This window comes from Aureimonas ureilytica, from assembly GCF_001475935.1.
Taxonomy (GTDB): Bacteria; Pseudomonadota; Alphaproteobacteria; order Rhizobiales; family Rhizobiaceae; genus Aureimonas; species Aureimonas ureilytica_A.
The window spans coordinates 23,670-33,242 of the sequence record NZ_LDQA01000065.1 but is presented as its reverse complement, the minus strand read 5'-3'; the positions used below and the strand labels follow the sequence as shown (position 1 = coordinate 33,242).

12 protein-coding genes are annotated in these 9,573 nt (G+C 63.9%); 7 read left to right on the top strand and 5 right to left on the bottom strand.

Features of this window, described 5'->3' with window-relative positions:
• Positions 1-30: 30 nt before the first annotated feature.
• From NS365_RS20350 to NS365_RS20340, 3 genes are read right to left on the bottom strand one after another with little or no spacing between them, the layout of a single operon-like run.
• Positions 31-1,023 carry a branched-chain amino acid ABC transporter permease gene (locus tag NS365_RS20350; protein WP_058602123.1) on the bottom strand — a complete coding sequence of 331 codons (993 nt, stop codon included), beginning with the start codon at positions 1,021-1,023 and terminating at the stop codon, positions 31-33.
• A 28-nt stretch (positions 1,024-1,051) separates the two neighbouring features.
• Positions 1,052-1,756, bottom strand: coding sequence for an ABC transporter ATP-binding protein (locus NS365_RS20345; protein ID WP_058602122.1), 705 nt, complete (start codon positions 1,754-1,756; stop codon positions 1,052-1,054).
• Positions 1,753-2,547, bottom strand: a complete 795-nt coding sequence (locus NS365_RS20340; protein WP_244498515.1) for an ABC transporter ATP-binding protein — start codon at positions 2,545-2,547, stop codon at positions 1,753-1,755. Before NS365_RS20340 ends, NS365_RS20345 begins: the two co-directional genes overlap by 4 nt.
• Positions 2,548-2,760: 213 nt before the next feature.
• On the opposite strand from NS365_RS20340, the gene NS365_RS20335 reads away from it, so the two are divergent.
• From NS365_RS20335 to NS365_RS20310, 6 genes are read left to right on the top strand one after another with little or no spacing between them, the layout of a single operon-like run.
• The gene (locus NS365_RS20335; RefSeq protein WP_343286848.1) at positions 2,761-3,267 is read left to right on the top strand and encodes a flavin reductase; all 507 of its coding nucleotides are present in this window, start codon (positions 2,761-2,763) and stop codon (positions 3,265-3,267) included.
• Between the two features lie 39 nt (positions 3,268-3,306).
• Positions 3,307-4,227, top strand: coding sequence for an AAA family ATPase (locus NS365_RS20330; RefSeq protein WP_153003879.1), 921 nt, complete (start codon positions 3,307-3,309; stop codon positions 4,225-4,227).
• 4 nt (positions 4,228-4,231) lie between these two features.
• Positions 4,232-5,485: a vWA domain-containing protein gene (locus NS365_RS20325; RefSeq protein ID WP_058602127.1), complete on the top strand. Its 1,254-nt coding sequence runs from the start codon at positions 4,232-4,234 to the stop codon at positions 5,483-5,485.
• 10 nt (positions 5,486-5,495) lie between these two features.
• Positions 5,496-5,825, top strand: a complete 330-nt coding sequence (locus NS365_RS20320) for an XdhC family protein (protein ID WP_058602120.1) — start codon at positions 5,496-5,498, stop codon at positions 5,823-5,825.
• Positions 5,825-6,532: an XdhC family protein gene (locus NS365_RS20315; protein WP_058602119.1), complete on the top strand. Its 708-nt coding sequence runs from the start codon at positions 5,825-5,827 to the stop codon at positions 6,530-6,532. The genes NS365_RS20320 and NS365_RS20315 overlap by 1 nt, the downstream gene beginning before the upstream one ends.
• Complete coding sequence (locus NS365_RS20310) at positions 6,529-8,145, top strand: NTP transferase domain-containing protein (protein WP_058602118.1); 1,617 nt, start codon at positions 6,529-6,531, stop codon at positions 8,143-8,145. Before NS365_RS20315 ends, NS365_RS20310 begins: the two co-directional genes overlap by 4 nt.
• A 4-nt stretch (positions 8,146-8,149) precedes the next feature.
• Here the strand turns inward: NS365_RS20310 and NS365_RS23835 are convergent, their stop codons facing one another.
• A complete protein-coding gene (locus NS365_RS23835) occupies positions 8,150-8,341 on the bottom strand; it encodes a DUF2256 domain-containing protein (protein ID WP_343286849.1) in 192 nt (63 codons plus the stop codon).
• A gap of 196 nt (positions 8,342-8,537) precedes the next feature.
• Here NS365_RS23835 and NS365_RS20305 point away from each other — a divergent pair, with 196 nt between their 5' ends.
• The gene (locus tag NS365_RS20305; protein WP_058602117.1) at positions 8,538-8,822 is read left to right on the top strand and encodes an usg protein; all 285 of its coding nucleotides are present in this window, start codon (positions 8,538-8,540) and stop codon (positions 8,820-8,822) included.
• Here the strand turns inward: NS365_RS20305 and radC are convergent, their stop codons facing one another.
• Entirely contained in the window at positions 8,823-9,560 is a 738-nt protein-coding gene (gene radC / locus NS365_RS20300; RefSeq protein WP_244498514.1) for a RadC family protein, read from the bottom strand.
• Positions 9,561-9,573: the final 13 nt, after the last annotated feature.

The following is a 9,573-nucleotide window of genomic DNA, read 5'->3' as shown; positions in this document are numbered from 1 at the left end:
GGCGAGCACGAGAGGCGGAAGCATCGGTCATCAGAACACCCGTCCCTTGAAGATGCCGGTCGGCCGGTAGATCAGGACGGCCACGAGAATGAAGAAGGGCACGACGAGCCGATATTCCGTCGGCACCATGGCGAGGCTCGCCGGGATTTCCGTTCCGGCTGGAAGCCAATCCCGGAAGGGCCGCAGCAGAACCGAGAAGTTGAAAACCGCCAGCGTCTCGGCAAAGCCGATGAGATAGCCGCCCGCGATCCCACCATAGGGCTGGCCAATGCCACCGACGATGGCCGCCGCAAAGATCGGCAGGAGGATGTTGTAGGCAAGGTCGGGCTTCAGCTGCACGTCCATCGCCAGCATCGTCCCCGCGATGGCGGCGAGGCCCCCGCCGATCGCCCAAGTCGCCTTGACGACTCGCTCGATCGGAATGCCCGTCACGCGCGCCAGATCGGGATTGTCCGAGACGGCGCGCATGGCCTTGCCAAGGCGCGAGCGCGTCAGAAACAGATGCAGCGCGATGACCGAGAGAATCGTGAGCGCGATCAGCACGAGCTGCGGCTCGGTCAGAATGATGGGGCGTCCGCCGGTCGGGATGCGATAGATCGCCTTGGGAGCCTCCAGATACATGTCCCGCGAGCCTGTGCCGCCGAAGAGGCGGATGACGCCTTGGAGCATCAGCGTGACGCCGATCGACGCCATGACCAGCACGACCGGCTTCGCCCCGCGCCGGCGCAGCGGCTGATAGAAGGCCTTGTCCAGCCCGATGGCGAACAGCGCCGTCAGCGCCATCACGACCGGCAGAAGCGCCAGCACCAGCGGAATGGGCAGGCTCACGCCAAGCGCCGACAGGAGCCCTGCCAGCGCCAGCGCGATGAAGGCGCTCGCCGTCATCATGTCGCCATGGGCGAAATGCGCAAAGCGCAGGATGCCGAAGATCAGCGTCACGCCGACCGCGCCCAGCGCATAGACGGAGCCGATGATCAGCCCGCCGACCACGCCGCGATTGATGAAGAAGATCAGCTCGTCCACGGCTGGCCCCGTTGTCTTGATGCTGGCGTCAGCCGCCGAGGAAGGATTTCGCGACGTCGGGATCGGCGAGAAGCGCCGCGCCGCTATCGGTGAATCGATTGCGCCCGCCGGCGAGCACGAAACCCTTGTGCGCGATCCCAAGCGCCTGCTTGGCGTTCTGCTCCACCATCGCGACGGTCACGCCGGTTGCGTTGATGGCGAGGATGCGGTCGAAGATTTCGCTCATGAAAAGCGGCGACAGGCCGGCCGTCGGCTCGTCCAGCAGGATCAGCTTGGGATCGATCATCAGCGCGCGGCCAACCGCCACCATCTGGCGCTGTCCGCCCGACAACTCGCCCGCCGGTTGGTTTCGTTTGGCCTTCAGCGGCGGGAAGATTTGATAGACGCGATCGAGCAGGGCGGACACATCGTCCTTGCGGACATAGGCGCCCATTTCCAAATTCTCGTGCACACTCAATGTCCGAAAGACATTATGCTCCTGCGGCACGAAGGCCATGCGGAGAGCGCTGAGGCTCTCGGTCGGGCGGTTGGTGATGTCCTGCCCGTCGAAGGTGATGGAGCCGGAGGATACGCGCAGCAGGCCGAAAATGGCCTTGAGCGTCGTGGACTTGCCCGCGCCGTTGGGTCCGACGATGACGCCGATCTCGCCCGCTTCCAGCGCGATATCGACGCCGTTCAGGATGGTGGCCGCGCCATAGCCGGCGACGACCCCGCGAACCGAAAGAAGGCTCATGCCGTGGCTCCGGGCAGGCTGGTGGCATGTCCCGTGGGCGAGCCGCCGAAATAGGCTTCCACCACGCGCTCGTCGGCCTGAATCTCGGCGAGCGAGCCCTTCATCATGACCGACCCGGCCGCCATGACCACGACGGGGTCGCAGAGGCGACCGATCAGGTCCATGTCGTGCTCGATGACGAAGAACGTGTAGCCGCGCTCGCGGTTGAGACGCTCGATATTGCTGGCGAGATCGTTGAGAAGCGTGCGGTTCACGCCGGCGGCGATTTCGTCGAGCAGCACGACCTTGGCATCCACCATCATGGTCCGGCCGAGTTCGACGAGCTTCTTCTGGCCGCCGGAGAGATTGCCGGCCAGCTCGTTTTGCACATGGCCGATCTGGAGAAAGTCCACGACCTCTTCGGCGCGCTCGCGCACGCCGCGCTCGAACTCTCGCACCTTGCGACCGCGAAACCAGGCATCGAACAGGTTCTCGCCGGGCTGACCCGCCGGCACCATCATCAGGTTTTCCAGAACGGTGAGGCGCGAGAACTCATGGGCGATCTGGAAGGTGCGCAGGAGGCCACGGCCGAAAAGCTGATGCGGCTTCAGGCCCGTAATCTCCCGACCATCCAGAAAGATGGCGCCCGAACTCGGCTCCAAATTGCCGGCCACCATGTTGAACAAAGTCGACTTACCGGCACCGTTCGGCCCGATCAGCCCGGTAATGCTGCCCTTTTCGACGGAAAGACTGCAATCGTTGACCGCCACGAAGCCGCCGAAGCGACGGGTGACGTTCTTGACTTCGATCATTGGAGCCATGACGGGTCGCTCCGTTCGGCGGGCGCATGTGATGCGACGATGAAAGGCGAAGCGGCCCCCATACGCGATGCCGTTGATTTGTCAAATCCCGAGCGACCGCGAAAGGACCGGGCGCAGGGCCATTCATTCTTCAACAGACTCTTCTATCTTAAACGGACGACTTGCATCCTCCGCGAGTCGGGAAGCTCTGGGAAAAGCCTTGTGTTGAAGTCCGGTGTCGCCTCTCATCCCCCTGCCGACCGCGTGCATTTCCGGGAGGCGATGAGCCATTTCGCCGCGCCGGTCTGTCTCGTGACGACGGATGGTCCGGCCGGCCGACGAGGCGTGACGGTGACGTCGGTCTGTTCCGTCTCGGACGAACCGCCGACGGTTCTCTTCTGCTTGAACCAAACCAGTCTGGCGAACACGCGCTTCGACCAGAACGGCGTCTTTGCGGTCAATCTTCTGGCATCCCATAACGAGCCGGTCGCGCGCGCCTTCGCGGGAGAAGGCCAGTTGGAGCTCGAAGCGCGATTTGCCGCAGGGCGCTGGACGCGTCTCGTCACGGATGCACCCGTTCTCATGGATGCGCTGATCAGCTTCGATTGCCGCGTGATCGACAGCCGCCCGGTTGCTACGCACCGCGTGATCGTCGGCGAGGTTCTGGCCATCGGGGAGCCGACCGCCGGCAACAGTCTTTTGTATCGCGCGCGAAGGTATCATAGCCTCTAAAACGGTTCCGCGCGGGCGAAGCCACTGTCATCTGGGAGGATGAAGACCGTGAGTGATCTGCCGGCCCATATCGATGAGACCATCGAACTCCTGGCGGCTGCGGACTATGTGGCCGATCGCTCGTTGGCGACGGTTCTTTTCCTGGCGCTCAGGATGGGTCGCCCCTTGTTTCTCGAAGGGGAGGCGGGTGTCGGCAAGACCGAACTCGCCAAAGTTCTGTCCAAGGCGTTGGATCGCCCGCTGATCCGTCTCCAGTGCTATGAAGGGCTCGACCTCTCGTCCGCCGTCTACGAGTGGAACCACGCCGCGCAGATGATCGAAATCCGGCTGCGCGAGGCGGCCGGCGATGCGACAAGCGAGGCGCTTCGGGCGGATATTTTCTCCGAACGTTTCCTGATCCGCCGGCCCGTTCTCCAAGCGCTCGAAGGCGAAGCGGGCCGCGCGCCGGTTCTGCTCATCGATGAGCTCGACCGAACGGACGAAGCCTTCGAAGCCTTTCTCCTTGAGGTCTTGTCCGACCATCAGGTCAGCATTCCCGAATTCGGGACGATCCGGGCGCAGGACCCGCCGATCGTCGTCATCACGACCAACCGCACGCGCGAAATCCACGACGCGCTGAAGCGCCGCTGCCTCTATCACTGGGTCGATTATCCCAGCGCCGAGCGGGAACTGGCCATCGTCCGCCTGAAGGCACCCGGCGCGAGCGATGATCTCTCCCGCGAGATCGTCAGCTACGTGCAGAAGCTGCGCGCGGCCGATCTCTTCAAATCGCCGGGCGTGGCCGAGACGATCGACTGGGCCACCGCGCTGACCGAACTCGATGCCATCGCGCTCGATCCGTCGCTGATCTCCGACACGCTCGGGGTTCTCCTAAAATATCAGGACGATATCGCCCGCATCGAGAAGGGCGAAGGCCGCGAAATCCTAAATGCGGTGAAGCGTGAACTGGCGGTCGGCTGACGACATGCCAGCGACGGGCGACTTAGGCACCAACCCGGATAGCGGCCGCTTCGGCGACAACATCGTCCATTTCGCTCGGGCGCTCCGCCGCGCCGGTTTGAAGACCGGGCCGGCCGAAACGCTGGACGCGATCGAGGCGCTCCGCCTCGGCGGGATCGGCTCGCGCGAGGATGTCTATTGGGTTCTGCATTCCGTTTTCGTGCATCGGCGCGAGGACAGCACTGTCTTCGCGGAAGTCTTCGACACGTTCTGGCGCTCGCGCCAGCTGATCGAAAAAATGCTGGCTCTGTTTTCCGGTCGTGCCCCAGCACGGCCGGCCGAGAAGCGGGCGGGTGCACAGCGGGCCGCTGACGCCTTCTCGCAGACGGGAGCGCCGCACGGAGCCCCGCGTGAGAAACCCATTCTCGACATCGACGCGCGTTTCTCCATGTCGGGTGAAGACGTGCTGCGAACCAAGGATTTCGCGCAGATGACGGCGGCCGAGCTGGAGGACGCCAAGCGAGCCGTGCGCCGCATCGCCTTCTCGGGCGACGAACGCCGCACGCGGCGGTTCCGCCCGGCTCCTCATGGCGAGCGGATGGATATGCGCGAAAGCCTGCGCGCCAGCGTGCGAACCGGCGGCGCCTTGCTTCTTCCAAAATGGCGAACCGCCCGAATGCGTCCGCCGCCGCTCGTGGTGCTCGCCGATATTTCCGGCTCCATGAGCCAGTATAGCCGGCTGTTCCTGCATTTCTTTCACGCGATCACGGCGCATCGCCGGCGTGTCCATACGTTTCTGTTTGGGACGCGGCTGACCAATATCACGCGCGAACTGACTCGCCGCGACCCGGATGAAGCGGTCGATCGTGCGGCATCGGCCGTGCGGGACTGGTCGGGCGGAACAAGGATCGGCGAGGCCCTGGAGACTTTCAACAAGATCTGGTCGCGCCGCGTGCTATCGGGCGGCGCGACGGTGCTGCTGATCACCGATGGTTTGGAACGCGATCAGACGGAACGACTGGAAGAGGCGATGGTGCGGCTCCATTTGTCCTCCCGTCGGCTCATCTGGCTGAACCCGCTGCTGCGGTTCGACGGGTTCGAGGCCAAGGCCAAGGGAATGAGGGCGATGCTGCCGCATGTCGATGAGTTTCGCCCGGTCCACTCCGTCGCCTCGTTGGATGCGCTCTGCAAGGCTCTGACGGAAAACCGGGCGAATCGCGGCCACCTATCGCCGCTGCACTGGTTGCGCTCCGATGCGTTGAACCGCGAGATGGCTTAAGGACGAGACGATGGAAACGCTGCATGCATTGAGCGACGTCCTGCAAATCGCCGAAGACTGGAGCCGGGATGGGCGCGGCGTCGCCTTGGCGACCGTCGTGGAAACCTGGGGTTCGGCGCCAAGACCCGTTGGAAGTCATCTGGTGATCGATGCAGCCGGAGATTTTGCCGGTTCCGTCTCCGGTGGCTGTGTCGAAGGCGCGGTGGTGGCGGAAGCGCTGGACGTGATTGAAACCGGCGCGCCGCGAATGCTGGAATTCGGCGTGGCGGACGAAATAGCCTGGCGGGTTGGCCTGTCCTGCGGCGGGCGCATCTGCGTCTATGTAGAGAAGGTGGCCTGATGGATCTCGCGCTTCTCAAGGCCTTGAACGAAGAGCGCCTCGCTCGCCGCGCCTGCATTCTGGTCACGGATCTGACCAGCGGCGCGCAGCGCCTCGTTCGCGAGGCCGAGGTCGAAGCGGACGATCTCGCGCCGGACCTTTCGAAAGCACTTCGAAGTGGAAAGTCTGGGCGGCGGGGCGATGACCTCTTCCTGAACGTGCATCTGCCTCCACCGCGCATCGTCGTGATCGGGGCGGCGCATATCTCGCAGGCCTTGGTGCCCATGGCGGAACTCGCGGGGTTCGACATCGAGATCATCGACCCGCGCACGGCGTTCGCGACACCCGAGCGCTTCCCCGGCCTTCGTCTCCAAGCCGAATGGCCTGAGCTCGTCCTGAAGGATCGGCCGCTCGATTCCTATTGCGCGCTGGTGGCCGTGACGCACGATCCCAAGATCGATGATTTGCCACTGATCGAAGCGATCAAGGCCGGCTGCTTCTATATCGGCGCGCTGGGAAGCCGGAAGACCCATGCCAAACGGCTGGAGCGGCTGGCCGCAGCGGGGCTGCCGGACCATAAGACGGCTCGGATCGAAGCGCCGATCGGGCTCGACATCGGTGCTTCGACGCCCGCCGAAATTGCGGTGGCGATCCTCGGCTCGGTTATTTCCGCTTTTCGTAAGCGGAAGATGCACGCCGAGCGGCGCGGCGAAACGGAGGCGTTGTGAAGTTCGGGCCGGTCGAGAGCCGGTCAGCTCAAGGCTGCATTCTCGCCCACGCGACGCAGGTCGGCTGCAGCAAACTGCCCAAGGGGCGGTGTCTGACGTCAGATGATGTGGAGCGTCTTCTGGCGGCCGGAATCGATCGCGTCATCGTCGCACGGCTTGGTCCAGACGATCTGCCCGAAGACGAAGCCGCCGCCACGATTGCCGACGCCTTGGCAAGCGACGAGATCGGCGGGGCGCCGGCCGCCACCGGCCGAGCCAATCTCTTCGCGGGCGAGGCCGGCGTGTTTCTCGCCGATCGCCGTCTTGTGGATGCGATCAACCGCGTTCATCCCGGCATCACGCTCGCGACGCTTGACGATTTCGCGAGCGTCGAGGCCGGCCGCATGGTCGCGACGGTGAAGATCATTCCGCTCGCCGTGCCGCGTGCCGCAGTCGAGCAGGTCGCCGACTTGCTGGCCGGCCAGGCGACGTTCCGCCTCGCGCCGTTTCGCGGGCGCGGCGTCGGCTTGGTGCAGACCACTCTTCCCGGGATGAAGCCCAGCATCCTCGACAAGACAGCCTCCGTCCTGGCTGAACGGTTGAAGCGAACGGGCTCGAATATCCTGCGGGAGGAGCGGGTCGGGCATGACGAAAACGAATTGAGGCGAGCCCTCTCGCAGGCTCACCCGGACGAAGCGATGACAATCGTCTTCGGGGCGTCGGCCGTGATCGATGAGGATGATGTCATCCCGGCTGCGATCCGGCTGGCCGGCGGCCAAGTCGATCACCTCGGTATGCCCGTCGATCCCGGCAATCTCCTGCTGCTGGGGCATCTTGGCGAGCGGATCGTCATCGGCGCACCGGGCTGCGCGCGCAGTCCACGTGAGAACGGTTTCGACTGGGTTCTCGACCGCTTGTTGGCCGATCTTCCAGTCTCGTCGCGGGAGTTGACGGGTCTTGGCGTGGGAGGCCTGCTGATGGAAATCGCCTCGCGCCCGCAGCCTCGCGAGATCAATCGCTTGGAGGCCCTTACCCCGAGGGTCGCGATCGTCGTCCTAGCGGCAGGCCGCTCCAGTCGCATGGGCGGGCCGAACAAACTCCTGGCGAGGTTCGATGGTCAGCCGCTCCTTCGCCGCTCCGTGGAAACGGCGCTCGCATGCGGCGCGGTATCGGTCCACGTCGTTCTGGGTCACAGGTCGAGCGAGTTGAGGCGCGCGATCGAAGGGCTGGACGTCGTGCTACACGACAACCCCGATTATGCCGAAGGCCTATCGACCTCGCTCAAACGCGGCTTCGAAGCCGCCTCCCAGGATGCCGATGGCGTCCTCGTCATGCTTGCGGATCAGCCCCTTCTGACGCCCTCCCATCTCGACACGCTGATAGCAGCCTTCGAACCCTCCGGAGAAGGTTCGATCGTTCTGGCCTGCGACGGAGAGCGACGCGCCAATCCCGTGATCCTGTCGAGTGATTTTCGCGAAGACATAGCTAGGCTCGAGGGCGATGTCGGTGCGAGACAGCTCGTGCAGCAGCATCACGACATCGTTCGCGAGATCGACATCGGCTCCGCCGCCTCGTTCGACGTCGATACGCCCGAACTGATGGAGCAAGCGGGAGGCATTCTCCCCCCGGCTTGATCCATCAGTTCGGCGCTGCGCGGGTCGTTCGATCCGTCTGAGCCGTTCCGTCATGCCGTTTGCGGCTGGCCTCTTTCTGGCAGCGATCCGAGCAGTAGAGAACCTGATCCCACGTGCGCGCCCAAGCCTTCCGCCAAACCATCGGCTTTTGGCATCCGCGGCAGAGTTTGGAAGGAAGGTCGGATTTCTTTTTCATTTTCGGCATGAGGCGGAGATGGGCTGTCGCTGGAGCGGGACCAGCGCCCTGCGGCAACTTAACTCCATGGTTGGCCTATCGCGTTGCACAAATTTTGTGCCGGCCTCTTAATTAGCCAAACCGCAAGGCTTCGTTAAGCTTGGAGGCGCAGCCTTGTCTCAGGCGCAGTTCAGCGCCGCCTGCGAAAGGATGCGACATGCCGACTGCACGCGTGCCCGACCCGCAATTCCGGAAGATGCTTTCGGGCTTCGGAATGACCTTTGCGGAGATTCTCTACCGAATGCCGGATCATCCGAGCTTCCTGCAAAGTTTCTCCTGGCAGTTCGAGGATATGGCGCCAGACTATCCGCGCCTGCGCCGCTTTCTCGACCACTGGGAGCGGGAAATCGAAGCGAAGATCCACTCGGTTCGCATCTCGCACGAGCGGCTCATCCGCCCGCAGGAAATCCGCCTCATGCGCGAGCTCGGACATCTGCATTGATCACATCAGGCGCAGGCTCTTGAAACTCGTGTGCCCGTTGCGGCCTATGATGAGATGATCGTGGACGGTGATGCCGAGCGGTCGGCATGTGTCCACGATGATCTTGGTCATCTCGATATCGGCATTGGACGGCGACGGGTCGCCTGACGGGTGATTGTGCACGAGCACGAGCGCGCAGGCCGAAAGCTCCAGCGCTCGGCGAATGATCTCGCGCGGATAGACCGGCGTATGGTCGACCGTGCCGGTCTGCTGCACCTCGTCTGCGATCAGCGCGTTCTTCTTGTCGAGAAAGAGAACGCGAAACTGCTCGCGCGTCTCATGCGCCATCGCCGCATAGCAATAGTCGATAACGGCCGACCAAGACGACAAAACCTCGCGCGAGCGCAGGCCGGAGCGAATGGTGCGCTGAAGGAGGGCGGCGATGATGCGAAGATCCAAGGCAGAGGACCGACCCATTCCGTCCACTTCCTGAAGGAGATGGGTCGGCGCGTTCAACACATCTTCCAGCGTGCCGAAGCGCTGGAGCAAAGCCTTGGCGATCGGCTTCACGTCCCGACGCGGGATCGAGCGAAACAGGACGAGCTCCAGAAGCTCGTAGTCGGCGAGAGCAGTCGCGCCAGCGTCCGCGAACCGATCGCGCAGCCGGTCGCGATGCCCGTCATGATGCTTGGGTTCGGGCGCGGGCTGGATGGGCGCGACTGGAATGGGTTCTGCCGTCCGAAGAAGCTCGGTCGGCAGAAAGCCCGAGGCT

Coding starts and splice junctions, on each gene's coding strand:
- NS365_RS20320 (WP_058602120.1), top strand. CDS start 5,496: ATGGAAACGCTGCATGCATTGAGCGACGTCCTGCAAATCGCCGAAGAC.
- NS365_RS20340 (WP_244498515.1), bottom strand. CDS start 2,547: ATGATCGAAGTCAAGAACGTCACCCGTCGCTTCGGCGGCTTCGTGGCG.
- NS365_RS20330 (WP_153003879.1), top strand. CDS start 3,307: ATGAAGACCGTGAGTGATCTGCCGGCCCATATCGATGAGACCATCGAA.
- NS365_RS23835 (WP_343286849.1), bottom strand. CDS start 8,341: ATGAAAAAGAAATCCGACCTTCCTTCCAAACTCTGCCGCGGATGCCAA.
- NS365_RS20305 (WP_058602117.1), top strand. CDS start 8,538: ATGCCGACTGCACGCGTGCCCGACCCGCAATTCCGGAAGATGCTTTCG.
- NS365_RS20345 (WP_058602122.1), bottom strand. CDS start 1,756: ATGAGCCTTCTTTCGGTTCGCGGGGTCGTCGCCGGCTATGGCGCGGCC.
- NS365_RS20315 (WP_058602119.1), top strand. CDS start 5,825: ATGGATCTCGCGCTTCTCAAGGCCTTGAACGAAGAGCGCCTCGCTCGC.
- NS365_RS20325 (WP_058602127.1), top strand. CDS start 4,232: ATGCCAGCGACGGGCGACTTAGGCACCAACCCGGATAGCGGCCGCTTC.